The organism is Achromobacter anxifer (genome assembly GCF_903652925.1).
GTDB classification, from domain to species: domain Bacteria; phylum Pseudomonadota; class Gammaproteobacteria; order Burkholderiales; family Burkholderiaceae_B; genus Achromobacter; species Achromobacter anxifer.
The window spans coordinates 324,183-348,556 of record NZ_CAHLAR010000001.1 but is presented as its reverse complement, the minus strand read 5'-3'; the positions used below and the strand labels follow the sequence as shown (position 1 = coordinate 348,556).

Annotated in this window: 18 protein-coding genes; 8 read left to right on the top strand and 10 right to left on the bottom strand. The window is 67.7% G+C overall.

From position 1 onward, the window contains the following. Nucleotides 1–23: 23 nt before the first annotated feature. The 7 genes from HWY37_RS01660 to HWY37_RS01630 form a co-directional block, all read right to left on the bottom strand. A complete protein-coding gene (locus HWY37_RS01660; protein WP_176087700.1) occupies nucleotides 24–1,193 on the bottom strand; it encodes an acyl-CoA dehydrogenase family protein in 1,170 nt (389 codons plus the stop codon). Nucleotides 1,194–1,195: 2 nt separating this feature from the next. Beyond that, the gene (locus HWY37_RS01655; protein WP_176087699.1) at nucleotides 1,196–2,053 is read right to left on the bottom strand and encodes an enoyl-CoA hydratase family protein; all 858 of its coding nucleotides are present in this window, start codon (nucleotides 2,051–2,053) and stop codon (nucleotides 1,196–1,198) included. Between the two features lie 43 nt (nucleotides 2,054–2,096). Then, complete coding sequence (locus HWY37_RS01650) at nucleotides 2,097–2,888, bottom strand: SDR family NAD(P)-dependent oxidoreductase (RefSeq protein ID WP_176087698.1); 792 nt, start codon at nucleotides 2,886–2,888, stop codon at nucleotides 2,097–2,099. Further along, nucleotides 2,885–5,236, bottom strand: coding sequence for a bifunctional salicylyl-CoA 5-hydroxylase/oxidoreductase (locus tag HWY37_RS01645; protein ID WP_176087697.1), 2,352 nt, complete (start codon nucleotides 5,234–5,236; stop codon nucleotides 2,885–2,887). Before HWY37_RS01645 ends, HWY37_RS01650 begins: the two co-directional genes overlap by 4 nt. 801 nt (nucleotides 5,237–6,037) lie before the next feature. Next, nucleotides 6,038–7,906 (bottom strand): dihydroxy-acid dehydratase, encoded by a 1,869-nt coding sequence (ilvD, locus tag HWY37_RS01640; protein ID WP_176087696.1) that lies wholly within the window; start codon nucleotides 7,904–7,906, stop codon nucleotides 6,038–6,040. 107 nt (nucleotides 7,907–8,013) lie between these two features. Then, entirely contained in the window at nucleotides 8,014–8,829 is an 816-nt protein-coding gene (locus tag HWY37_RS01635) for an AraC family transcriptional regulator (RefSeq protein WP_175207530.1), read from the bottom strand. Between the two features lie 114 nt (nucleotides 8,830–8,943). After that, nucleotides 8,944–9,834, bottom strand: a complete 891-nt coding sequence (locus HWY37_RS01630; protein WP_176087695.1) for a LysR family transcriptional regulator — start codon at nucleotides 9,832–9,834, stop codon at nucleotides 8,944–8,946. A gap of 114 nt (nucleotides 9,835–9,948) precedes the next feature. Between HWY37_RS01630 and HWY37_RS01625 the strand changes: the two genes are divergently transcribed. Both HWY37_RS01625 and HWY37_RS01620 read left to right on the top strand, forming a co-directional pair. Beyond that, entirely contained in the window at nucleotides 9,949–10,494 is a 546-nt protein-coding gene (locus HWY37_RS01625) for a GNAT family N-acetyltransferase (protein ID WP_175207528.1), read from the top strand. Beyond that, entirely contained in the window at nucleotides 10,491–11,666 is a 1,176-nt protein-coding gene (locus tag HWY37_RS01620) for an MFS transporter (RefSeq protein WP_176087694.1), read from the top strand. Before HWY37_RS01625 ends, HWY37_RS01620 begins: the two co-directional genes overlap by 4 nt. Before the next feature lie 72 nt (nucleotides 11,667–11,738). Here HWY37_RS01620 and HWY37_RS01615 read toward each other — a convergent pair whose 3' ends face one another. From HWY37_RS01615 to queC, 3 genes are read right to left on the bottom strand one after another with little or no spacing between them, the layout of a single operon-like run. Beyond that, complete coding sequence (locus HWY37_RS01615) at nucleotides 11,739–12,329, bottom strand: PH domain-containing protein (RefSeq protein WP_176087693.1); 591 nt, start codon at nucleotides 12,327–12,329, stop codon at nucleotides 11,739–11,741. Next, complete coding sequence (locus HWY37_RS01610; protein ID WP_176087692.1) at nucleotides 12,326–13,627, bottom strand: YcxB family protein; 1,302 nt, start codon at nucleotides 13,625–13,627, stop codon at nucleotides 12,326–12,328. Before HWY37_RS01610 ends, HWY37_RS01615 begins: the two co-directional genes overlap by 4 nt. Nucleotides 13,628–13,667: 40 nt before the next feature. Then, nucleotides 13,668–14,387, bottom strand: coding sequence for a 7-cyano-7-deazaguanine synthase QueC (gene queC, locus HWY37_RS01605; RefSeq protein WP_176087691.1), 720 nt, complete (start codon nucleotides 14,385–14,387; stop codon nucleotides 13,668–13,670). A gap of 173 nt (nucleotides 14,388–14,560) precedes the next feature. On the opposite strand from queC, the gene ppc reads away from it, so the two are divergent. The 6 genes from ppc to HWY37_RS01575 all read left to right on the top strand — a co-directional run bounded on the left by ppc (nucleotide 14,561) and on the right by HWY37_RS01575 (nucleotide 24,358). Continuing rightward, nucleotides 14,561–17,410 carry a phosphoenolpyruvate carboxylase gene (gene ppc / locus HWY37_RS01600; RefSeq protein ID WP_176087690.1) on the top strand — a complete coding sequence of 950 codons (2,850 nt, stop codon included), beginning with the start codon at nucleotides 14,561–14,563 and terminating at the stop codon, nucleotides 17,408–17,410. Between the two features lie 97 nt (nucleotides 17,411–17,507). Further along, nucleotides 17,508–18,029, top strand: coding sequence for a sigma-70 family RNA polymerase sigma factor (locus tag HWY37_RS01595; protein ID WP_175207523.1), 522 nt, complete (start codon nucleotides 17,508–17,510; stop codon nucleotides 18,027–18,029). Nucleotides 18,030–18,035: 6 nt separating this feature from the next. Further along, on the top strand, nucleotides 18,036–19,037 hold the full coding sequence (locus HWY37_RS01590) for a FecR domain-containing protein (protein WP_176087689.1): 1,002 nt from the start codon (nucleotides 18,036–18,038) through the stop codon (nucleotides 19,035–19,037). Between the two features lie 120 nt (nucleotides 19,038–19,157). After that, nucleotides 19,158–21,617 carry a TonB-dependent siderophore receptor gene (locus HWY37_RS01585; RefSeq protein ID WP_176087688.1) on the top strand — a complete coding sequence of 820 codons (2,460 nt, stop codon included), beginning with the start codon at nucleotides 19,158–19,160 and terminating at the stop codon, nucleotides 21,615–21,617. Between the two features lie 276 nt (nucleotides 21,618–21,893). Then, complete coding sequence (locus tag HWY37_RS01580; RefSeq protein ID WP_175207520.1) at nucleotides 21,894–22,829, top strand: 3-hydroxyacyl-CoA dehydrogenase family protein; 936 nt, start codon at nucleotides 21,894–21,896, stop codon at nucleotides 22,827–22,829. A gap of 188 nt (nucleotides 22,830–23,017) precedes the next feature. Then, nucleotides 23,018–24,358: a short-chain fatty acid transporter gene (locus tag HWY37_RS01575; RefSeq protein ID WP_176087687.1), complete on the top strand. Its 1,341-nt coding sequence runs from the start codon at nucleotides 23,018–23,020 to the stop codon at nucleotides 24,356–24,358. Nucleotides 24,359–24,374: the final 16 nt, after the last annotated feature.

The following is a 24,374-nucleotide window of genomic DNA, read 5'->3' as shown; positions in this document are numbered from 1 at the left end:
GACGACGGAGCTCGGTGGCTTCCTTACGCCTTCAGCAGTTCACGGGCAATGATCAACTTCTGCACTTCTGTCGCGCCTTCGTAAATCCGCAGCGCTCGTATTTCCCTGTAAAGCTTTTCCACCGGCATTCCCGACACCACGCCCGCGCCGCCAAACATCTGCAGCGCGCGGTCGATCACGGTCTGCGCCGATTCCGTGGCCGTCATCTTGGCCATGGCCGCCTCGCGCGTGGTGCGCTGCTTCAGCACGTCGCGCATCCAGGCGGCGCGATACGTCAGCAGCGCCGACGCGTCGATGGAAGTTGCCATGTCGCCCAGCGCGGCCTGCGTCAGCTGCAGGTCGGCCAGGGTCTGGCCGAACATGCGGCGCGACTTGGAACGCGCCAGGCCTTCGTCCAGCGCCCGGCGCGCAAAGCCCAATGCCGCCGCCGCCACCGAGGCGCGGAAGATGTCCAGCGTCATCATGGCCAGCTTGAAGCCCTGGCCCGCGTCGCCCAGGCGGTGCGACACCGGAATGCGGCAGTTGTCGAAGGTGATGGTGGCCAGCGGGTGCGGCGCGATCAGCTCGATGCGTTCGCTGACCTCGAACCCCGGCGTGTCGGCGTCCACCACGAAGGCGCTGATGCCGCGCGCGCCCGGGGCTTCGCCGGTGCGTGCGAACACGCAATAGAAGTCCGCGATGCCGCCGTTGGAAATCCAGGTCTTGGCGCCGTTCAGCACATAATGGTCGCCGTCCAGCGTGGCCTCGCAGGCCAGCGCAGCCACGTCCGATCCGGCATCGGGTTCGGACAGCGCGAAGGCGGCAATGGCTTCGCCGCGCGCGACGCGCGGCAAGTAGCGCTGGCGCAGTTCGTCCGAGCCCATCAGCGAAATCGCGCCGCTGCCCAGGCCCTGCATGGCGAAGGCGAAATCGGCCAGCCCTTCGTGGCGCGCCAGGGTTTCGCGCAGGATGCAGACGGCGCGGGAATCCACTTCCGGCAGCGCGCCGCCCCAGGCGCCGCCAGGGCCGCCCGCGACCGCGTAGCGCAGCCAGCCGGCCTCGCCCATGGCCCGCACCAGTTTCTTGCAGGCGCCGTCGGCGTCATGGTGATCCACGTCCCCCAGGGACGCCTCGCACCAGGCGTCGACCTCATGCGCCAGCTTGCGGTGCGCACCGTCGAAAAACGGCCAATCCAGCCAGCTTGCGTCGCGCATGCTCAGTCCCCTTGGAAAACGGGTTTTTGCTTGGCCACGAAGGCCTCGTAGGCGCGGCGGAAATCGCGCGTCTGCATGCAGATGGCCTGGGCCTCGGCTTCGGCCTCGATGGCCTCGTCCACGCCCATGTTCCATTCCTGGTGCAGCAGCTTCTTGGTGACGCCGTGGGCGAAGGTCGGGCCCGCGGCCAGCTGCGCCGCCAGCGTCTGGGCGGCGTCGGCCAGCGCGGCCGGCTCATGCAGGGCATTGAAGAAGCCCCAGCTGGCGCCCTCTTCCGCCGTCATGGCGCGGCCCGTGTAAAGCAGTTCGGAGGCGCGGCCCTGGCCGATCATGCGCGGCAGCAGGGTGCAAGCGCCCATGTCGGCGCCGGCCAGGCCCACTCGCGTGAACAGGAAGGCGGTACGCGCGGCGGGCGTGCCCAGGCGCATGTCGGACGCCAGCGCCACCATCGCGCCCGCGCCGGCGCAGATGCCGTCCACCGCCGCCACGATGGGCTGCGGGCAGGCGCGCATGGCCTTGACCAGATCGCCCGTCATGCGGGTGAAGTCCAGCAGCTCGGGCATGCTCATCTTGGTCAGCGGCCCGATGATCTCGTGCACGTCGCCGCCGGAGCAGAAGTTGCCGCCCGCGCCCGTCACCACCACGACCTTGATGTCGGTGGCGTACACCAGCGCGCGGAACAGGTCGCGCAGTTCGGCGTAGGAATCGAACGTCAGCGGATTCTTGCGCTCGGGACGGTTCAGCGTCACCGTGCCGATCTTGCCGTCGGCCGACACCTGCCACAGGAACGCCTTCGCCTGGTAGCCGGCAAACGGACGCTTGTGGTGCTTCATGGTGTGCTCTTCGGGCTGGGTGCTCATGGTGTCTCCGTTCGTGGATTTCGGGGTGGATGGGGCGCCGGCTTCAGCCGGTCATCACTTCGCCGCCGTCTACGGCGATGGACTGGCCGTTGACCGAGGCCGAGGCCGGCAAGGCCAGCCAGGCGACCGTCTCGGCCACTTCCTCGGGCTGCACCAGGCGGCCCTGGGGGTTGCGCTCGGCCAGCTTGGCGCGGGCGGCGTCCGGCGTCATGCCGGTCTTCTCGACGATGTTCGTGACCGCGCCGCGCACGATGTCGGTCTCGGTGTAGCCTGGGCACACGGCGTTGACCGTGACGCCCTTCTGCGCGGTTTCCAGCGCCAGCGAGCGCGTCAGGCCGATCACGCCGTGCTTGGCCGCGCAGTAGGCGCTGACGTAGCTGTAGCCGATCAGGCCGGCGGTGCTGGCCACGTTGATCACGCGGCCCCACTTTTCCTGCAGCATGCCGGGCAAGGCGGCCTGGATGCAGTGGTAGGTGCCGGTGAGGTTGACGGCGATCATGGACTGCCACAAGGCAGCGTCCATGCGGTCGAAGCGCTGGCTGACGGCCTGGCCGGCGTTATTCACCAGCACCAGCACCGGGCCGAACTCGGCCTCGGCCTGGGCAAAGGCCGCCCGCACGGAGGTCTCGTCCGCGATGTCGGCGCTGACGGCCTGCACCTGGCCCAGGCTGGCCAGGCTGTCGGCCGCCGCGTCCAGCGCCGCGCCATCGCGGCCCAGCAGCGTGACGCGGGCGCCGCGCTGCAATAGCGCCCGGGCGCAGGCCAGCCCGATGCCGCGGGCGCCGCCCGTCACCAGGGCGTGGCGTCCGGCCAGCGGGAGCGGGATTGCGTTCATTTGATATCCAGTTGCGCCATGGCGGCGGCGCGTTCGAAGTTGGTTTCCAGTTGGCGCTTGCCGGCGAAGTACTGGCTGGGCCACGAAACATCACGGTAGCCCACCCGCGCCGCTTCGCGCAGCGTCCAGGAGGCGTCAGCCAAATGGGGACGCGCCAGCGCGCAAAGGTCGGCGCGGCCCGAGGCGATGATGCCGTTGGCGTGGTCGGCCTCGAAGATGGCGCCCACCGCGATGGTCGGGATGCCGGCCTCGTTGCGCACGCGGTCCGCGAACGGGGTCTGGAACATGCGGCCGTAGACCGGCTTTTCTTCCTTGCTGACCTGGCCGGACGAGCAGTCGATCATATCGGCGCCGGCAGCCTTGAAGTGGCGCGCGATCTCCACCGCGTCGTCGGCGGTGATGCCGCCTTCCACCCAGTCGCTGGCGGAGATCCGTACCGACATGGGCTTGTCTTCGGGCCAGACCGCGCGCACGGCGTGGAACACCTCCAGCGGGTAGCGCAGGCGGTTCTCCAGGCTGCCGCCGTACTCGTCGTCGCGATGGTTGGTCAGCGGCGAAATGAAGCTGGACAGCAGGTAGCCGTGGGCGCAGTGCAGCTCCAGCCAGTCGAAGCCGGCCTGCCCGGCGCGGCGGGCCGCGGCGACGAAGTTGTCGCGCACGTCGTCCATGTCGGCGCGCGTCATGGCATGCGGCGTCTGCGACACGCCCTCGATGTACGGCAGGGCGGACGCCGACATCAGCGGCCAGTTGCCTTCGGCCAGCGGATGGTCGATCTTCTGCCAGCCCAGCTGGGTGGAACCCTTGCGGCCGGCATGGCCCAGCTGCACGCCGATGCGGGCGTCGCTATTGCCGTGCACGAAACCCACGATGCGCGCGAACGCGTCGCGCTGCTCGTCGTTCCAGAGGCCCGGGCAGCCCGGGGTGATGCGGCCGTCCGGCGACACGCAGGTCATCTCGACCATGACCAGGCCCGCGCCGCCCATGGCGCGCGCGCCCAGGTGCACCAGGTGGAAATCGCCCGGCACGCCATCGGTGCAGGAGTACATGGCCATCGGCGACACCAGGATGCGGTTCTTCAGCCGCACGCCGCGCGCCTGGTACGGCGTCAGCATGGGGATGGCGGGCCGCTGGCCGGGCGCAGCCGCAGCGCCGGCGCGTTCCGCGATCCAGCGCTCGAAGCCTTCCAGCCAGGCCGGATCGCGCAGGCGCAGGTTCTCGTGCGAGATGCGCTGCGAGCGGGTCAAAAGCGAATAGGCGAACTGCTCGGGTTCCAGGTCGGCGTAGCGCTCGACGTTCTCGAACCATTCGGTGGAGTTGCGGGCGGCGTTCTGAATCTTCAGCACTTCGACGCTGCGAACTTCCTCGTAGTGCTTCAGGCCCGCTTCCACGCTGCCTTCGGCGCCGCTCAGGCAGCGCGCCAGTTCAATGGCGTCTTCCAGCGCCAGCTTGGTGCCGGAGCCGATCGAGAAGTGGGCGGTGTGGGCGGCGTCGCCCATCAACACCACCGGCACGCGGCGCTGGCCGCGGGCGGTTTCCAGCTTGTTCCAGTGCACCCAGGTATTGCAGATGACGCGCGGGAAACGGATCCAGATGGCCGAGCCGCGCAGGTGCGTGGCGTTGCTGATCAGGGGATTGCCGTCGAGCCAGGGCGCGAACAGCTTTTCGCAGTAGGCGATGCCCTCTTCCTGGCTCATCTGCTCGATGCCGGCGGCCTGCCAGGTTTCCTCGGGCGTTTCCACGATGAACGTGGACATGCCGTCTTCGTAGCGGTAGGCGTGCGCCTGGAACCAGCCGTGCTCGGTCTGGACGAAGGCGAAGGTGAAGGCATCGAACACCTTCTTCGTGCCCAGCCACACGAAACGGCAGCGGCGCTGGTCGATGTCCGGATGGAAGGTGTCGGCGTAACGGGTGCGGACCTGGCTGTTGATGCCGTCCGAGGCGATGACCAGGTCGGCGTCGTATTCGCGGGCGATGGCCTGGTCGTCCTGGATGAACTGCTCGAACACCAGCTTCACGCCCACGTCCTCGCAGCGCGCCTGCAGGATGTTCAGCAGCTTCTTGCGGCCAATGCCGATAAAGCCATGGCCGCCGCTGCGGATGCTGCGGCCCTTGAAGTTGATGTCGATGTCGTCCCAGTGGTTGAAGGCATCGCCAATAGTCTGGGCGGAAACGGGGTCGGCTTCACGCAGGTTCTGCATGGTGGCGTCCGAGAACACCACGCCCCAACCGAAGGTGTCGTACGGTCGATTGCGCTCGATCACGGTGACTTCGTTGGCCGGGTCCTGCAGCTTCATGAGCAGACCGAAATACAGGCCGGCGGGACCGCCGCCGATGCAGACTATTTTCATTGCCGTAACGCTCCGTGGTACGCGACGACCGCTCTGTCTTCCTGGAGCTGGGGGCCGCAGATATTTAAACCTGGATAGTTTAGGCTTGAAATATATACCTGAAGATGGCGGGGTGCAAATGGGGAAAGTATCTAGATAGTTTGGGGGGAATAAATGGGGACGCTTTTGGCTTGGGCTTGGGCTTGGGCTTGGGCTTGGGCTTAAAGCTTGCGAGATGCTGGCTTGCCAGCGAGCGACGGGTTACGCGCGCCCGGCAATCGGGCTTGCGCCGGCTCGCCTGCGCCACACCCATCCTACGATGCCAAGGTTGGCGCTGAAGACCAATAGCAAGCGCCTGCCCGCATCCGCGCCAGCGACCACAATAGCAATCCAATAAATCACGTATGTCATTCTCGGCCGCCCGGGCGGCCGATAATGACGGGCAACCCAAGACTCGCCCCCGACCACAGCTCCAGCAGCGCACCAGGCCAAAACGCACGCAGCACGTCGTCGCGGACGGCTGGGTGGCGAGCAACCTCGATGCGCCCGAGGGAATCTGAAGGAAAGGCCGCAGGCCTTGACGAAGATGACGAAGGGGCAGTCCGGAGCGAAGGCTCCGGACCGCAATCGTGGGCGCTCGCCACCCAGCCGTCCGCGACGACGGGCGACCTACGAAGCACAACGGCCACAGCACCGAGAGCAACGCCGGCACGGGCATCTACAGCCACGCCTGCCCCACACTCGCACCAGCACCAAACCAAGCACACAAAAAAAAGCGGCGCCCAAAAGCGCCGCTCTTCTCAAAACGTCAGCAAGCAACAATCACCGCTTACCCTTCTGCTTCAGCTGCGACAAATCCCGCACAGCCCCACGATCCGCCGAAGTCGCCAACGCCGCATAAGCCTGCAAGGCCTGCGACACCACGCGCTCACGCCCCACCGGCTCCCAGCCGTCCGCACGCGCATCCATCGCCGCGCGACGGCGCGCCAGTTCCTCATCGGAAACGGCCAGATGCATCTTGCGGTTCGGGATATCGATCTCGATCACATCGCCCTCTTCCACCAGGCCGATCGTGCCGCCTTCCGCCGCTTCCGGCGAGGCATGGCCGATCACCAGACCCGACGAACCGCCCGAGAAACGGCCATCCGTGAACAGCGCGCAACTCTTGCCCAGGCCCTTGGACTTCAGGTACGACGTCGGATACAGCATCTCCTGCATGCCCGGACCGCCCTTCGGGCCTTCGTAGCGGATCACCACCACGTCGCCCGGAACGACCTTGTCGCCCAGAATGCCTTCCACCGCATCGTCCTGGCTTTCGAACACGCGCGCACGGCCCGTAAAGACCCATTGCGACTCGTCCACGCCCGCCGTCTTCACGATGCAACCCTTCTCAGCCAGGTTGCCATACAGCACCGCCAGGCCGCCGTCCTTCGAATAGGCGTTTTCCTTGCTGCGGATGCAGCCCGTCTTGCGGTCGGTATCCAGCGTCAGGAAGGTCGCGTCCTGGCTGAAGGCCACCGTGGTCGGGATGCCGCCAGGCGCCGCACGGTAGAACTTCTGCGCTTCCTCGCCGGCGCCGCCAGCCACGTCCCACTGCTTGATCGCGTTGCCCAGCGTGCCGCTGTGCACGTTGCCGCAGGACAGGTCCAGCAGGTCGGCGCGCGCCAGTTCGCCCAGGATGCCCAGGATGCCGCCGGCGCGGTGCACGTCCTCGATGTGGTACTTGTCGGTGGCGGGCGCCGCCTTGCACAGGCACGGCACCTTGCGCGAAATGCGGTCGATGTCGGCCATGGTGAAGTCCACGCCCGCTTCCTGCGCCGCGGCCAGCAGGTGCAGCACGGTGTTGGTCGAGCCGCCCATGGCCACGTCCAGCGCCATCGCGTTCTGGAACGCGCTCTTGGTGGCGATGTTGCGCGGCAGGACCGACTCGTCCTCTTCCTGGTAGTAGCGGCGGCACAGGTCCACGACCAGGCGGCCGGCCTGTTCGAACAGGCCCTTGCGCCAGGCGTGCGTGGCGACGATGGTGCCGTTGCCCGGCAGGGCCAGGCCGATGGCTTCGGTCAGACAGTTCATCGAGTTGGCGGTGAACATGCCGGAACAGGAGCCGCAAGTCGGGCAGGCGCTGCGCTCGACTTCAGCCACGTCGGCGTCCGACACGGTGGGGTCGGCGGCCTTGATCATGGCGTCGATCAGGTCGATCTTGGCGATGACCTTGCCATCGGTGGGCGACTTGACCTTGCCCGCTTCCATCGGTCCGCCCGACACGAACACGACCGGGATGTTCAGGCGCATCGCGGCCATCAGCATCCCCGGGGTGATCTTGTCGCAGTTCGAGATGCAGACCATGGCGTCGGCGCAATGCGCGTTGACCATGTACTCGACCGAGTCGGCGATCAGTTCGCGCGAGGGCAGCGAATACAGCATGCCGCCGTGGCCCATGGCGATGCCGTCGTCCACGGCGATGGTGTTGAATTCCTTGGCGACGCCGCCCGCGGCCTCGATTTCCTTGGCGACCAGCGCGCCCAGGTCGCGCAAGTGCACGTGGCCCGGCACGAACTGCGTGAACGAGTTCACTACCGCGATGATCGGCTTGCCGAAATCGCCGTCCTTCATGCCGGTGGCGCGCCACAGGGCGCGGGCGCCGGCCATGTTGCGGCCGTGGGTCGAGGTGCGGGAGCGGTAGTGCGGCATGGTTTGTCTCTGGCTGTAGCTGTTAGCGTAGGCGGCAAAACGTTAAATAATACGCTGGTTCCGGGCGCCCCCGCCCTGCGGCCGCCCCTGGGACGCCCTCGCGGCCATCAGGCGGACGCCACGCCCCGGGCCGCGAAGGCGCTGGGCGGCTCGCCCACGGCCTTGCGGAACATCGCCGCGAAGGCGCTTGGGCTTTCATAGCCCAGGTCCAGCGCCACCTCCAGCACGCGCTCGCCGCGCGCCAGCCGCTCCATGGCCGCCAGCAGCCGCGCCTGCTGGCGCCAGCGGCCGAAGGTCATGCCGGTGTGCCGCAGGAACAGGCGGTGCACCGTCTTCGGGTCCACGCCCAGCGCGCGCGCCCAGTCGGCCGCGCCGTCCTGGCGTTCCGGGTGGCGCACGATGGCGCGGCAGATGCGCGCCAGGCGCGGCTCCGTCGGCTGCGGCAGGTGCAGCGGCAGCACGGGCTCCTGGCGCAGTTCGTCCAGCAGCAACATCATCAGCCGGCCGTCGCGCGTGTCCGGCGCCCAGTCCAGCGGCACCTCGGCCGCCGCGACCATCAGCTCGCGCAGCAGGGGCGAAATCGACAGGACGCAGCAGCTGGACGGCAGGTGCGCGGCGGCGCCAGGTTCGACGAACACGGTACGCATGCGCGGCTCGCCACTCATGCGCAGGCCGTGCGACACCCAGGCCGGCACCCAGACGCCGCGCGTGGGCGGCACCACCCAGATCCCCGCGTCGGTATCCACCACCATCACGCCGGAAATCGCATAGAGCAATTGGGCGCGGCGGTGCCGGTGCCGCCGGACGCGGTGGCCGTCCTCGTAGTCCACCGCCAGCCCGGCCACCGGGCGCCGCGAGGATTCGTAGGGAAACAGATCCAGGTCCGCGGGCTTGTAGGGCTTGCGGGCAGCGGGTTTGTCCATTTTGCGATGATTGCGATTCGAATGGCGTGAGATGGTCTGCGCCAGTGTACCCATCGCGCGCGCCGCTCCGTCCGCGCTTGCCGCCCTCCTGCGCCGGATCGACGCCGCCAGCGTTCACCCACGCAAGGCCAGCAGCGACTCCTGCAGATGCCGCAGCCCCCGGCCGAGCGGCTTGTCCCGCCGCAGCACGATGGCCAGGCTGCGCGACAGGCGCGGCGTCAGCGAACGCACCGCCAGCGCCTTGCGCCGGCCCGCGCCCGACACCGCCAGCCTGGGCAAGATCGCGCAGCCCAGGCCGGCCGCGACGATCTCCTTCATGGCTTCGGTGCTGCCCAGTTCCATTACCGGCTTGACGGCCACGCCGGCCTCCTCGAACCAGTCGTCCACCAGGCGGCGGGTGCGCGCGCCGGGCTCGAACAGCACCAGCGGCAGTTGCGCCAGGGCCTGCGGCGTCGCGGCGTCCGGGATGGACGCGGAATCGTCCGCCGGGAAGATCGCCACGAACTCGTCCTCCAGCACGGGAGTGACCTCGAACATGCGTCCCGGCGCGGGCAAGGTCACCAGCCCGATATCCAGCGTGTTGTTCTCCAGGCCGCGCAACATGTCCGCCGTGTTGCCGGTGCTGGCCACGATGTCCAGGGCCGGAAAGCGCCGGCGCAGATCGGCCAGGATCGGCGGCAGGAGATAGGTGCAGGCGGTGGCCCCCGTGCCCAGCCGGATGCGGCCGGACACCTGGGATGCGTGCGCGGTCATGGCGAGTTCGGCCTGCGCCAGCGCGGCGTCGATGATCCGCGCGTGCTCCAGCAGCTCCAGCCCGGCCGCGGTCGGGCCGGCCCGGCGGCCCACGCGTTCCACCAGCTTCAGGCCGAAGCGCCGCTCCAGCTGGCGGATCTGCAGGCTGACGGCAGGCTGGGTCACGCCGACCCGTTCGGCGGCGGCGGAAAAACTGCCCAGTTCGATCACCTGCGCAAAGGTGCGCAGATGGTCCAGATTGAGGCCGCGCATCGCTGTATCAAAAGTTTCACTTATGAAAATCATAATAGACCAAAGCTTTATTAATAAATAAGCCTGCGCGACACTGGCAGCTTGTTCCCGCACTCACACTGACACCGCCCGATCATGTCGTCCCCCGCCCCCACCGTCCTCATCCGCGACAGCGCGGAAGCCGATCTCCCCGCCATCAAGACCATCTACGCCCACCATGTGCAGCACGGCACCGCCTCGTTCGAGCTGGATCCGCCGTCCATCCAGGAAATGCGCCAGCGCCGCGCCGGCGTGCTGGAAAAGGACATGCCCTACCTGGTGGCCGAAATCAACGGCGAGGTCGTGGGTTATGCCTACGTCACGCCTTACCGCCCGCGCCCGGCCTACCGGCACACGGTGGAGGATTCGGTGTACGTGAAGGCGGGCCGCTCCGGCCTGGGCATAGGCGGCAAGCTGCTGGCCGCGCTGATCGAACGCTGCACCGCCGCCGGCTGGCGCCAGATGCTGGCAGTGGTGGGCGACAGCCGCAACGCCGCGTCCCTGGCCCTGCACGCCAGCCAGGGCTTCCACCCCGCCGGCACCCTGCGCTCGGTGGGACACAAGCACGGCGAATGGCGCGACACGGTGCTGATGCAGCGCGCGCTGGGCGAGGGCGACGCCACGCCGCCGCAGCGGCCGTGATCCCGCCGCGCGCCATCGTCTGCCTGGGCCTGACCCAACTGGTCGGCTGGGGCGTGACGTTCTATCTGATCGGCGCCCTGGGTCCCGCCATGGCCGCCGACCTGGGCTGGAACGCGGCCACCGTCTATGGCGGCTTCTCCGCCGCCATCGTGGTGATGGCCCTGGTGTCGCCGCTGGCCGGCCGGGCCGTGGACCGCTGGGGCGGGCATCGAGTGATGCCGGTCGGCGCGGCGCTGAGCGCGCTGGGCTGCGCGACGCTGTCGGTGGCGCATGCCGTCCCCTTGTACTTCCTGGCCTGGATCGTGCTCGGCGTGGGCATGCGGCTCTGCCTGTACGACGCGGCGTTCGCGTCCCTGGCGCGCGCCGCGGGTCCGACCGCCCGCCGGCCCATGTCGCAGATCACGCTGTTCGGCGGACTGGCGTCCACGGTGATGTGGCCGGTGGGCCATGCCCTGTCGGAGTGGCTGGGCTGGCGCGGCGCGGTGCTGGCCTATGCCGGCCTGGCGCTGGCCACCCTGCCGCTATACCTGGCGCTGCCGCGCCAGCGCTACGCCGCAAAAGCGGACGGCAAGGACAAGACGTCGGCGGGCCTCGCCCGCAACGCCGCCGAACGCCGCCTGGCGGGCGTGCTGTATGCGCTGATCGCCATGCTGACCAACTTCCTGGCGGCGGGCAACGCGGCCCACCTGATTTCGCTGCTGTCCGGCCTGGGACTGGCCGCGGCGGCGGCGGTCAGCGTCGCGGCCCTGTGGGGCGTGGGCCAGTTCGCGGCCCGGCTGGCCGACGTGGCGCTGGGGTCGCGCCTGCATCCGCTGACCCTGACGCTGGCGGTCTGCGTGGTGCTGCCGCTGTGCTTTCTGCTGGCGCTGCTGTCCGGCGGCAACCTCTACGCCAGCGCCGCCTACGCCCTGCTCTATGGCGCCTGCAACGGCCTCTTGACCATCACGCGCGGCACCCTGCCGCTGGCGCTGTTCGATTTCCGCAGCTATGGCGCGCTGGTCGGCGCCCTGCTGGTCCCCAGCTTCCTGCTGACCGCGGCCGCGCCGGTGGCGTATGCCTACATGGCCGCAAGCCACGGCTCGCGCGGCGCGATGGCGCTGTCGCTGGGCCTGGCAACGGTGATCTGCGCGGCGGCGTTCGCGTTGCGATGCAAGTTCATTGCGCGTTGTTGACCGGCAGATGCCTCAGCGCGACCGTTGACCTGCGGCTGCCTTGATGTGGCGCGTCGCTGACCGGTGCCCGCCTCAGCGTGGCGCGACGTCCCGCGTCATGCTCCGCAGGATCTGCAAAGCGGCCGAATGGCGTTCCTCGCCGGTCTCGCAGGACTTGCAGATCGCGCCGACATAGAGACCGTCGATGACGGTCTCGGCATACAGGCCGGACTTGTAGTTGTGGCGCGCATCCGTCTCGACCCGATACCAGTCCCGCTCGCCGATGCGCACGCGCTCCAGAGGCTTGCGTATCTGGGCGTCCCTGCCGCTCCCCTGCAGCACGGCGCGCAGGCGGGCGTAGCGCTTGAGCGGCGACGCGTACATTTCCCGCAGCTTGCCGGCATCCCCCTCGCCGTCCAGGGGCTCGGCGCTCATCAGGATGGTGCAGGTCTCCTGCGTCTGCTCGCAGGCCTCGCTTTCGCAGGCGAACCACACGCGGCGCAGGCCGCTCCTGGAAAGCTCGCCCTCCGGCGGACCATCCACTACCCAGCCTTCGGGCAGTTCGATCGAACCCCCCTGGGGCAGGGCCACGCTCTCGGCGCTGGCGCTTTTCGCCAACCCGGCCAGCGCCAGCGCCAGCGCGGTGCACAGCGCGGCAAGATGGATGACGCCCGGCTTGTTCATGCGTTCTGCTCCGTCTGACCGCCTGCTCCGCCGGCGCGGCGGCCGACGACGCGCTCGAGCAGGGCGAGCTGGCCGCCGTCCAGTGCGCGCAGGGGCAGGATCAGGGGTTCGCTTTCGCGCCGCAGCAGGATCAGATGCTCGCCATGGTGCTGGACGCCCGCAAAGCTGGCCGCGTCGAAGCTGTTGCACCAGTCGCTCTGCCAGACGTCGAGCCTGTCCTCGTGCAGCCGCAGCTCGTACTCCTCGGCCTGCATCCGCTGGTGCAGCCGCCGCGCCAGCGTCTGCGCCTGCCGGCGTCGCGCCCAGGGTTGCAGGACGATGACGGCCGCGGCAAACGCCCAGAGACCGAGCGCATACTGCCAGAAGGTGCTCGCGAACATCTCGACGAACAGCGGAAAGGCGTAGCGGAACGGCACCCTCGCCGGATCCAGCAGCCAAAGCATGATGAAGAACAGCGGGACGAGGAGCGCGGTGATCAGGAAGGTCAGCAAATAGCCGCGACGGCGGCGACGCTGCATGCCAGGTCGCTCCATTTGCCAGCGCAGCGCGACGACGCGGTCTTCCTCGGTATACGCGAACCGGGACGTGAACAACGGCGGCGAGGAGGCAGCCGTGTCCTGTTCCCGCGGAAGTCCGACGGCCCCGCCCGCGCCTGCATGGCAGCTCGCGGCCCACGCCTTGATATCCGCGACCTGCGCGGCGGACAGCGCGCTCAACGGCAGCGCGTAGGCATCCTCGATGTTCCTGAGCCGGATGATGAGATGCCCATGGGCTTCTGCCACGCCGTCGAGGCGCGGACAGGCGAGCACGGTATTGCGTCCGGGCTGGGTCACGCTCAGGCCGTCCGGCCCGAAGCGGTAAGTCACGGTGATGGGCCGGTCGAGATGCTCGTCGCGGCACCAGCGTTTCAAGCGGCTGCGCACCAGCGCGGGCTGAAGCGCGTAATAGATCAGGGTCGGTATGGCAACGAACAGTATGGCAATGCCGCCCGGGCCGAACAGCTCATGGAAAAAGGCGGGAACAAAGCCGTCCGCCCCCTCCCGCACGCTTTTCTGCCAGGTGGAAACGCCCACCGCCAGCAGCATCAGCAGCGCCACCAGCCCAAGCAGGTACAGCAGGCGTCTGCGCGCCGCCGCGAACATGTCGGCAAAGGCGTAGAGCGCCGCCGCTATCCGCACCTCCAGGTCGATCGGAGCCACAATCGTGAAAACGTCTGCCGGCTCTCCGGCGGCGTTCCCGTCCGGGATGCCGCCGCGCGATGCCTGCCCCGTGTTGCGGGCAGCGTCGTGTTCAAACATAGGGTCTCCATCGTCGCCGGCGGCGCGGCGCCGGCTAGCCTCAGCCTTCGGCCGCGGACGCGACCACCCATTTTTCCCAGCCGATCTTCCTGAGCTTGCAGGCCGGGCATTCGCCGCAGCCATAGCCCCAATCGTGGCGCGCGCCGCGCTCGCCCAGGTAGCAGGTATGGCTTTCCTCGACGATGGTCTCGACCAGCGCGTCGCCGCCCAGCTGATGCGCCAGCGCCCAGGTTTCGGACTTGTCGATCCACATCAGCGGCGTTTCGATCGTGACCCGGGAACCCAGGCCCAGGCCCAGCGCCACCTGCTGCGCCTTGATGGTGTCGTCGCGGCAATCGGGATAGCCCGAGAAATCGGTTTCGCACATGCCGCCCACCAGAACGTCCAACTGGCGGCGATAGCCCAGGGCCGCGGCCAGTGTCAGGAACAGCAGGTTGCGGCCGGGCACGAAGGTATTGGGCAGGCCGTTGGCATGCATCTCGATGGCGCGGTCGCTGGTCATGGCGGTGTCGCCCACCTGGCCCAGCACCTTCAGGTCCAGCAGATGGTCTTCGCCCAGGCGCGGCGCCCAATCGGGGAAGTTGCCGCGAATTTCGCGCAGCACATTCAGGCGCGCGGACAGTTCGATGTGGTGGCGCTGTCCGTAATCGAACGCCACGGTTTCCACATGGGCATAGCGGTCCAGCGCCCAGGCCAGGCAGGTGGTGGAATCCTGGCCGCCCGAAAACAGCACGAGCGCGCGACGTTGATGATTTTGCATAAAGGGGGCTTCTGGAAAAGACGAAGGGACTAAGTCGGACTTTACCGCAGCGGCCGGGCGTCGCCGTAAGGATCGCTGCGTAAAATCGTCGGTCAGATTCTTTTTCCCGGTTTACCTGCAACGCCTTTTACTTCCTTCCTTTCCCTTCAGCAGCCTCGACGGATCCCCGCCAGATGAATGCCATGCGCCCGCAGTCCGATTCAGCAGAACCCTTGCGTCACGATATCCGGCTGTTAGGCCGCTTACTGGGCACCGTCATAGAGGAATGCGAAGGCAAGCGCGTCTTCGACACCATCGAAACCCTGCGCCGCACGGCCGTGAAATTCCGCCGCGAAGGCAACGACGCCGACGGCAAGCTGCTGGAGCAGCGCGTCAAGCGCCTGCAGGGCAGCGACCCCAACTCGGTGGCGCGCGCCTTCAGCTACTTCCTGCACCTTTCCAACATCGCCGAGGACCGCGACCAGAACCGCCGCCAGCGCGCCCGCGCCATCGCCAGCGGCGCGCCGGAACGCGGCAGCCTGCGCGACGCCGTGCAGACCCTGGGCCGCCAGGGAGTGGGCGTGGCGCGCATCCGCCGCCTGCTGGCCGAGGCCTGCGTGATGCCGGTGCTGACCGCGCACCCCACCGAAGTGCAACGCAAGAGCACGCTGGACGTACACCGCGAGATCGCCAGCGCGCTGACGCAACGCGAAGGCACGCTCACCCCGGAAGAGCTGGCCGACCTGGATGCGTCCCTGCTGGGCCGCGTCGCCACCTTGTGGCAGACCCGCATGCTGCGCTACACGCGGCTGACGGTGGCCGACGAGATCGAGAACGCGCTGTCGTACTACCGCAGCACCTTCCTGCAAGTCATTCCGCGCGTCTACGGCGACCTGTCCAAGCTGCTGAGCCGCGAATCCGCCAAGCCCTTCGCGGCTCCGCCGCCGCCGCTGGAACCCTTCCTGCGCATGGGCAGCTGGATCGGCGGCGACCGCGACGGCAATCCCAACGTGGACGCCGGCACGCTGGAACGCGCGCTGCTGCGCCAGGCCACCGTCCTGTTCGAACACTATCTGCAAGAGGTCCACGCGCTGGGCGCGGAACTGTCCGTCACCACCCTGCTGATCGGCGTCAACGCCGAACTGCTGGCGCTGGCCGATGCCAGCGGCGACGACTCGCCCCACCGCCGCGACGAGCCCTACCGCCGCGCGCTGGTCGGCGTCTACGCCCGCCTGGCCGCCACCGCGCAACGCCTGACCGGCCAGGACCTGGCCCGGCGCAGCACCGTCGCCGCCGCCCCCTATGAAGGGCCGCAGGAGCTTTCGGCCGACCTGGCCGTCATCGCCGCGTCTCTGGCCGCCCATCACGGTTCCCCCATCGGCAAGCTGCGCCTGGCCGGCCTGCAACAGGCCGTGGAGGTCTTCGGCTTCCACCTGGCCACCGTGGACCTGCGCCAGAGCTCCGACGTGCACGAGCGCGCGCTGGCCGAACTGTTCACCCTGGCCGGCACGCAGCGCGACGGCAAGCCGCTGGACTACCTGGCCCTGAACGAAGAGGAACGCGTCGAACTGCTGCGCGCCGAACTGGCGCAGGCGCGTCCGCTGGCCTCGCCCTGGATCGCCTACAGCGAGGACACCACCCGCGAACTGGCCGTGCTGCGCGCCGCCGCCGCGGGCCGGGCGCGCTACGGCAAGCAGGCCGTGCGCCAGACCATCGTGTCGCACACCGAAACGCTGAGCGACCTGCTGGAAGTCATGGTGCTGCAGAAGGAAGCCGGCCTCATCGCCCCCGCCGGCCAGGAGATCCTGCCCGAGGACGGCCTGATGGTGGTGCCGCTGTTCGAGACCATTCCCGACTTGCAGCGCGGCGCCGACATCATGGCCGCCTGGCTGGACCTGCCCGAAATCCGCCAGCGCGTGAAGCTGGCGCAGAACGGCGCGCAGGAAGTCATGCTGGGCTATTCCGACAGCAACAAGGACGGCGGCTTCCTCACGTCCAACTGGTCGCTCTACCAGGCCGAACGCGCGCTGGTCGACGTGTTCTCGGCGCGCAACGTGCGGCTGCGCCTGTTCCACGGCCGCGGCGGCTCGGTCGGGCGCGGCGGCGGCTCCAGCTTCGACGCCATCCTGGCGCAGCCGCCGGGCACGGTGGCCGGCCAGATCCGCCTGACCGAACAGGGCGAGGTCATCCAGAGCAAGTACAAGGACGCCGAGGTCGGCCGCTGGCACCTGGAGCTGCTGGTCGCCGCCACGCTGGAATCCAGCCTGGCGCCGCGCGCCGAAGCCACCAGCGCCGAAGACGCGCACATGGCCCAGCACGGACCCGCCATGTCCTTCATGTCGGAAACCGCGCAGCGCACCTACCGCGGCCTGGTCTACGACACCCCTCGCTTCGCCGACTACTTCTTCGCCGCCACGCCCATCAGCGAAATCGCCGGCCTGAACATCGGCTCGCGCCCGGCCTCGCGCAAGAAGGGCCAGCGCATCGAAGACCTGCGCGCCATTCCCTGGGGCTTTTCGTGGGCCCAATGCCGCCTGATGCTGACCGGCTGGTACGGCATGGGTTCGGCCATCGAGGCCTATCTGGAAACCGGCGCTCCCGACGCGCCCCGCTCGCGCCGCGGCCGACTGGCCCAGCTGCGCGAAATGGCGCGCGACTGGCCCGCCTTCCGCACGCTGTTGTCCAACATGGAAATGGTGCTGGCCAAGTCCGACCTGGCCATCGCCGCGCGCTACGCCCAGCTGGTGCCGCAGCGCGGCGTGCGCGAGCGCATCTTCGGCGCCATCAGCGCCGAGCACGGCCGCACGCTGGCCATGCTGAAGCTGCTGACCCAGCGCGAGCTCCTGGCCGACAACCCCATGCTGCAGGCCTCGCTGCGCGAGCGCTTCGCCTACATCGATCCGCTGAACTACCTGCAGATTGACCTGATCCGCCGCCACCGCGCGGCGCAGAAGCATCCCGAGGCCGAGGTGGACAAGCGCGTGCAGCGCGCCATCCACCTGACCATCAACGGGATCGCGGCGGGGCTGCGCAACTCGGGCTAGCGCATTGCCGGTGAAATGGCGCGCAGTATAGAATGAGTCTGATTCTCATCTTTTACCCGCGCCATTTTTGCCGCCTTCGCGCGTTGCAGGGGCCCGCATGTCGACCAACCAATCCGCAGCGCAGCAGGGCATCGAAGGCCTGTATGCCGATCATCACAGCTGGCTGAGAAGTTGGCTGCGTAGAAGACTGGGCAATGCGTTCGACGCGGCGGATCTGGCACACGACACCTATCTGCGCATCCTGCACACCGGCCGGCTGCCCGAGCCGCACCAGTCGCGACAGCATCTGGCGCAGGTCGCCAACGGCCTGGTGATCGACCTCTACCGCCGCCGCCAGATCGAGGCCGCCTATCTCGAAGCCCTTGCCAGCCTGCCGCAGGCGCATGCGCCGTCGGAAGAAGCCCGCGCGCTGGCGGTGCAGGCCCTGGTCGAGATCGACGCCGTGCTGCAGGGCCTGCCAGCCAAGGCGCGCGAGGCGCTGCTGCTGCGCAAACTGGACGGTCTGAGCTACCGCGACATCGCGTCGCAGCTGGCCGTGTCGGTGTCGTCGGTGGAGAAATACGTGGCTTCCGCGCTCCTGGCCTGCTACCAGGCCCTGCACGCGGCTCCTGGCGGCTGACTGGACATGTCCGCCACGCCCGGCATTCCGGCAAATCCGCAGGGTTTGAATCGAGCCATCGACCCCGCAATCGTGCAGCGGGCGGCTGAATGGATGGCGCGCTTGTGGTCGGAAGACGTCAACCCCACGGACCAGTCCGACTGCGCCCGCTGGCGCGCGCAACATGCCGACCATGAACTGGCTTGGCAACGGTTGCTGGAATTCGAAGACAAGCTCGGCAGCGTATCGCCGCAGGCCGCGAGCCACGCTCTGCGCAAACGCCCGGCAGGCGTCTCTCGGCGGCGCGCGATCAGCCTGCTGGGGCTGGGCGCAACCATCGTGGGCGTGGGCTACGGCCTGCGCGGCACCGACTCCTGGCAAGCCGCGACGGCCGACTACCGCAGCGGCACGGGAGAAATCCGGATCATCACCCTGCCGGACGGGTCCAGCGTGACACTGTCCACCGCGACCGCCATCGACCTCAGGTTCACCGCGGACGAACGCGTGGTGGTGCTGCTCGCCGGAGAGATCCTGGTCGCGACCGCGCCGGATCCCTCAGCCATGGCCCGGCCGTTCCGAGTGCGCAGCCGCCACGGGTCCATCCAGGCCCTGGGCACCCGATTCTCGGTCAGGGACGATGCCGAAACCTCCCGCGTGGCCGTGTTCGAAGGCGCCGTGGAAATCCGTCCCCGCAGCGCGCCGGAACAGGCAGTCCTGCTTCAAGCCGGCCAGGGTTCGCGCTTTTCGTCAGGCGCGGCCGCTGCTCCCAGTCCCGCGCATGAAAGCGCGGCGGCCTGGAGCCGCGGGGTGCTGGTGGCCGATGCCATGCGCCTGGACGAATTCCTGGCGGAACTGGCCCGCTACCGGCCGGGCCTGCTGCGCTGCGATCCCGAGGTTGCGGGCCTGCTGGTGAGCGGCGTCTTTTCCGTACGCAACACGGACCGAGCGCTGGACAACCTCGCGCGGGCTCTGCCAGTGGCGGTGAGCTACCGGACGCGGTACTGGGTAACCGTGCAGGCGGCGGAATGACGGCCAATCGGTTGCCGCCGTTACAAATTTTCCGAGGCGGCAATTGCGGATTCGGCCTTCTTGCTCGGGATATAGGGTGACCCCCTTTCCTCTCCAGCACGAACCGCAAGGCATCACCCAATGTCCCGTCACCCGCAGCCCAAGTCCCATACGCACGCGCCAGCCACGCCAGCATCCCGCCCCGCGATCCCCCGCATGATGCGCCTGGCGCTGTTGCTCAGCGTGGCGTTCTGCGTCTTCCCTGGCGCGACCGCCACCGCGCAGGCGCAGAGCGCCGAGGCCAGGCGCAGCTACGACATCCCCGGAGGCCCGCTGAGCCAGGTCCTCAATGCCTACGCCAGCGCGGCCGGCGTCGAGCTGAGCATGGACGCCGCGCTGCTGCAGGGCAGGCGCAGCAACGGTCTGTCAGGCACCTATTCGGTGCGCGAAGGCTTCGGTGAATTGCTGCGCGGCCAAGGCCTGCAAGCCCTGCCGGAAAGCAACGGCAGCTACACGCTGCGCCCCGCGCCGACGTCGCACCACGACACCACCACGCTCGAAGCCGTGACCGTCACCGCGCAGTCCGCGGAAACCGCCGCCGGCCCGCTGCACGGCTACGTCGCCCGGCTCAGCGCGACCGGCACCCGCACCGACACGCCCATCATCGAAACGCCGCAATCCATCTCCGTCGTGGGCGCGGAGGAGATCGACACCCTGAAGTCGCAGAGCATTCAGGATGCGCTGGGCTACGTGGCGGGCGTCAGCCGCGCGGAAGGCATGGACCGCACGTCCGACAGCCTGTTCCTGCGGGGCTTCCGCAGCAACCTGGGCAACTACTATCGCGACGGCATGCTGTACACCGTGAACATCTACGACGGGCGGCAAGAAGTGTACGGGCTGGAGCGCATCGAGTTCCTCAAAGGCGCATCCTCCGTCCTCTACGGCTCCGCGTCGCCTGGCGGCATCATCAATACGGTCAGCAAACGCCCCACCGTGGAGCCGCTGCGCGAACTGAACGTGGAAGCGGGCAACTACAGCCGCAGGCAGATCTCCGGCGATTTCGGCGGCGCGCTGGATGAAGAAGGCAAGTGGTCGTACCGATTGACCGCCTTGCTGCGCGACAGCGATACCTTCGTCGACCATGTGCCGGACGATCGGACCTACATCGCGCCTGCCATCACGTGGCAGCCCAGCGCCGCCACCTCGCTGACCCTGCTTGCCGAATACCAGAAGGACCACACCGTCTACGTCTATGGCCTGCCGGCGCAAGGCACGGTGCTCCCCAACGTCAACGGCCGGATCCCACGCAATCGCTTTACCGGCGAGCCGGGTTTCGACAAGTTCAATATGGAACGCTATTCGATCGGCTATCTGTTCGAACACGCCTTCAACAGCCAGCTGAAACTGCGCAACAGCGCGCGCTATTTCCATGCGGACAGCACCTACCACTCCACCGACATCTGGCAGCTCGCGCCCGACCAGCGCTGGACCGCCGACCGCGGCGCCATGCCGCGCTGGGACCGGTCCTCCGCCCTGATCTCCGATACGTCCTTGCAATACGAGGCGGGCAGCAGCATGGTGCGCCACACGCTGCTGGCGGGCATCGATTACTCCCTGCCCAAGCACGAAACCGAGCGCTACATCCGCAGCAACAACAACATCGATCTCTACGACCCCGTATATGGCTTGCCGCTAGGCCCCGCCGCGCCCTTCCCCGGGTCTTCCTCCGTCACCGACATGAAGCGCCTGGGCATCTACCTTCAGGACCAGATCAAGATCGCCGACAAATGGGTCGTCCTGCTAGGCGGCCGCCAGGATTGGGTCACGGTCGACGAGCGCAACTTCTTCACCGACGAAAAGTATGCGGACGGCGAAAAGAGCAAGGCCTTCACCGGCCGCGCCGGCCTGGTCTACCTGGCCGACAACGGGCTGGCGCCGTTCCTGAGCTATAGCGAGTCATTCGAGCCTACCAGCGGCCAGGACCGCCAGGGCAGCCGCTTCCAGCCGACCACCGGCCAGCAGTACGAAGCCGGTCTGCGCTACCAGCCCACCGGCTCGGACACCATGCTTTCGGCGGCGGTCTACCAACTGACCCGCAAGAACATGACCGTGACCGACCCCTTGGACACGTCCTACCAGATACAGGCCGGCGAGGCGCGGACCCGCGGCCTGGAACTGGAGGCGCGCACCCGCATCGGCCGCAATGCCAATCTGATCGCCGCCTACGCCTATACGGACGCGCGCACGCTCAAGGCCAGCCCCTTGCAGCCCGACGAGGAGGGCAAGCGCCTGAACTCGGTCCCCTACAACCAGTTCTCGCTCTGGGGCGACTATGGTTTCGGCGATTTCGGCCTGCCCGGCCTGAGAATCGGCGCTGGCCTGCGCTACGTGGGCAGCACGCGCGGCATAGCGCACGGCATGCCGGTGGAGGTGCCATCCTTCACCTTGTTCGACGCCATGATCAGCTACGCGACGGGACCATGGAAGTTCGCGCTGAATGCGTCCAACCTGACCGACAAGACCTACATCGGCAGTTGCACCTACGGCTGCTTCTACGGCGAACCGCGCCGAGTGATAGGCACAGCCACCTACCGTTGGTGAAGCCAGGCCGGCCCGCGCTCGCGCCCGCGCCCGGGCGCCGCCCAGGCCGGTACATCGTCCACCAGCCGGACACCCAAAAATCCCCATTTGTCCGCTCCCCGCGACTTTTAGTACTATCTCTTTCAGAAATTCTATATGCGCACAAATGTTCGTATATAGAACATAAAGATTTTTCTGGCCAGGCGCACAGGAAGGCACACCGGAAGAGACAGAAAGCACCCTGGTTCCGCCCGTGCCCGCCCGCAAGCCCGGCGTCTCAGCACCAAGCGAACCATCATGGATACTCCCCTCAAGAATCTCGCCATCGTCGGCGCAGGCGCCATGGGCAGCGGCATCGCCGCGCTGTTCGCCTCGAAGGGACTGAACGTCGTCCTGATCGACCCGATGGAAGGCGCCCTGGAGCGCGCGCTCCAGACCATCGACCGCCAGCTCAATGTCTACGCTCCCGGCCAGGTCCAGGAAGCGATGCAGCGCATCCAGGTGGCGCCCGGACTGGAAGCCGCCTGCAACAGCGACCTGGTGATCGAAGCCGTGCCGGAAAACCTGGAACTCAAGCGCGGCATCTTCGCCAAGCTCGATTCCCTGTGCCCCGCGCACACCCTCTTCGCCACCAACACCTCGGGCCTGTCCATCAACGCGATCGCCAGCGCCGTGGTGCGCCGCGACCGTTTCGTGGGCACCCACTTCTTTACGCCCGCCGACGTGATTCCGCTGGTGGAAGTCGTGCGCAACGACGGCACTTCCGAAGACACCGTGGCCCAGGTCATGGCCACGTTGCGCTACGCCGGCAAGCGTCCGGTGCTGGTGCGCCAGGACATCCCCGGCTTCATCGCCAACCGCATCCAGCACGCCCTGGCGCGCGAGGCCATCTCGCTGCTGGAAAAAGGTGTGGCCAGCGCCGAGGACATCGACGAAGTGGTCAAGTGGAGCCTGGGCATCCGCCTGGCGCTGTCGGGCCCGCTGGAACAGCGCGACATGAACGGCATCGACGTGCACTACGCGATCGCCAGCTATCTGTACAAAGACCTGGAAAACCGCACCGAACCCTCCGAACTGCTCAAGAGCAAGGTCGAAAGCGGCCAGATCGGCGCCAAGAGCGGTCAGGGCTTCTATACCTGGAGCCCCGAGCGCCGCGAGCGCGTGCTGCGCGAGAAAAGCGCCGCGCTCGGCGAATTGGCCGCCTGGCTCAACGGCAAGGCCAGCGGCTCCTGACGGCCGCGCCCGCAAGCATTCACGACTTCACTACATAAGGCGCGGGGCATCCCGCCACCAGCGCCACCGGGCCACAAGCCCAGCCACACAAAGAAAAGCAATCGTCCCACCCGCCTGCGCCGACACCCGGCGACGGGCGGCGCAAGACGCGAGAAAACCCAGCCTTACCGGAGTTTGTAGGAGGCACCATGAATAAACTGGCTTCATTCTTTACGGAGCTGATGCGCAAGTATCTGCCCGATCCCTTCGTCTTCGCGATCGCGCTGACCCTGCTCACCGTGCTGCTGGCCATGGGCGTGGAAGGCAAGGGCATCGGCGACATCACGCGCGCCTGGGGCAACGGCTTCTGGAGCCTGCTGGCCTTCACCACCCAGATGGCCGTGATCCTGGCGATGGGCTACGTGCTGGCCACCGCGCCGCTCACCGACCGCCTGCTCAACCGCATCGTCAGCCATGTGCACAAGCCGCACACCGCCATCATCGTGGCGACGCTGGTCGGCGGCATCGGCAGCTACCTGAACTGGGGCTTCGGCCTGGTCATCGGCGGCATCGTCGCCAAGAAGCTGGCGCTGAAGGTCAAGGGCGTGCACTACCCGCTGATCATCGCCGCCGCCTACAGCGGCTTCACCATGTACGGCCTGGGCCTGTCCGCCAGCATTCCCGTGCTGGTCGCCACCCCCAACCACCCCACCGCCAAGCAGATGGGCACCATCCCGCTGTCGGAAACCATTTTCTCGGTGCCCATGCTGATCACCAGCCTGGTCATCATCGTGACGCTGCCGCTGCTCAACGCCTGGCTGCACCCCAAGAAGGGCGAGAAGATCGTTGAAGTGGATCCGGCCATCGACCGCGACACCGCCACCGCCGGCGCCGCCGAAGACCTGCTGGAAAAGGGCACGCTGGCCTCGAAGCTGAACAACAGCCGCATCCTGAGCCTGCTGATCGGCGCGCTGGGCGTTGCCTACGTGGCCTTCCACTTCATGGACGGCGGCTCGCTGGACCTGAACCTGATCAACTTCATCATCCTGTTCCTGGGCATCATCCTGCTGGGCACGCCGGCCGCCTACGTCGCCAAGCTGACCGAAGGCATCAAGACGATCTCCGGGATCATCCTGCAATACCCCTTCTACGCCGGCATCATGGCTATCATGGCCGCATCCGGCCTGGTCACCACGATCTCGCAAGTGTTCGTCGACGTGGCCACGCCCGAAACGCTGCCGTTCTGGGGCCTGATCAGCTCGTTCGTCATCAACTTCTTTGCGCCGTCGGCCGGCGGCCACTGGGTCATCCAGGGTCCGTTCATGATCGACGCCGCCAAGGAAATCGGCAGCGCGCTCAACCAGACCACCATGGCCGTCATGCTGGGCAACGCCTGGAACGACTTGGTGCAGCCCTTCTGGATTCTGCCCGCTCTGGCGCTGTCCAAGCTGAAGCTGCGCGACGTGATGGGCTATACCGTCATCATGATGCTGTGGGTCGGCGTGATCCACATCACCGCCGTGCTCCTGTGGGGCTACTTGACGCATTGAGCCGCGTACGCGCTGA

Coding starts and splice junctions, on each gene's coding strand:
- HWY37_RS01660 (WP_176087700.1), bottom strand. CDS start 1,193: ATGCGCGACGCAAGCTGGCTGGATTGGCCGTTTTTCGACGGTGCGCAC.
- HWY37_RS01655 (WP_176087699.1), bottom strand. CDS start 2,053: ATGAGCACCCAGCCCGAAGAGCACACCATGAAGCACCACAAGCGTCCG.
- HWY37_RS01650 (WP_176087698.1), bottom strand. CDS start 2,888: ATGAACGCAATCCCGCTCCCGCTGGCCGGACGCCACGCCCTGGTGACG.
- HWY37_RS01645 (WP_176087697.1), bottom strand. CDS start 5,236: ATGAAAATAGTCTGCATCGGCGGCGGTCCCGCCGGCCTGTATTTCGGT.
- ilvD (WP_176087696.1), bottom strand. CDS start 7,906: ATGCCGCACTACCGCTCCCGCACCTCGACCCACGGCCGCAACATGGCC.
- HWY37_RS01635 (WP_175207530.1), bottom strand. CDS start 8,829: ATGGACAAACCCGCTGCCCGCAAGCCCTACAAGCCCGCGGACCTGGAT.
- HWY37_RS01630 (WP_176087695.1), bottom strand. CDS start 9,834: ATGCGCGGCCTCAATCTGGACCATCTGCGCACCTTTGCGCAGGTGATC.
- HWY37_RS01625 (WP_175207528.1), top strand. CDS start 9,949: ATGTCGTCCCCCGCCCCCACCGTCCTCATCCGCGACAGCGCGGAAGCC.
- HWY37_RS01615 (WP_176087693.1), bottom strand. CDS start 12,329: ATGAACAAGCCGGGCGTCATCCATCTTGCCGCGCTGTGCACCGCGCTG.
- HWY37_RS01610 (WP_176087692.1), bottom strand. CDS start 13,627: ATGTTTGAACACGACGCTGCCCGCAACACGGGGCAGGCATCGCGCGGC.
- queC (WP_176087691.1), bottom strand. CDS start 14,387: ATGCAAAATCATCAACGTCGCGCGCTCGTGCTGTTTTCGGGCGGCCAG.
- ppc (WP_176087690.1), top strand. CDS start 14,561: ATGAATGCCATGCGCCCGCAGTCCGATTCAGCAGAACCCTTGCGTCAC.
- HWY37_RS01595 (WP_175207523.1), top strand. CDS start 17,508: ATGTCGACCAACCAATCCGCAGCGCAGCAGGGCATCGAAGGCCTGTAT.
- HWY37_RS01590 (WP_176087689.1), top strand. CDS start 18,036: ATGTCCGCCACGCCCGGCATTCCGGCAAATCCGCAGGGTTTGAATCGA.
- HWY37_RS01585 (WP_176087688.1), top strand. CDS start 19,158: ATGTCCCGTCACCCGCAGCCCAAGTCCCATACGCACGCGCCAGCCACG.
- HWY37_RS01580 (WP_175207520.1), top strand. CDS start 21,894: ATGGATACTCCCCTCAAGAATCTCGCCATCGTCGGCGCAGGCGCCATG.
- HWY37_RS01575 (WP_176087687.1), top strand. CDS start 23,018: ATGAATAAACTGGCTTCATTCTTTACGGAGCTGATGCGCAAGTATCTG.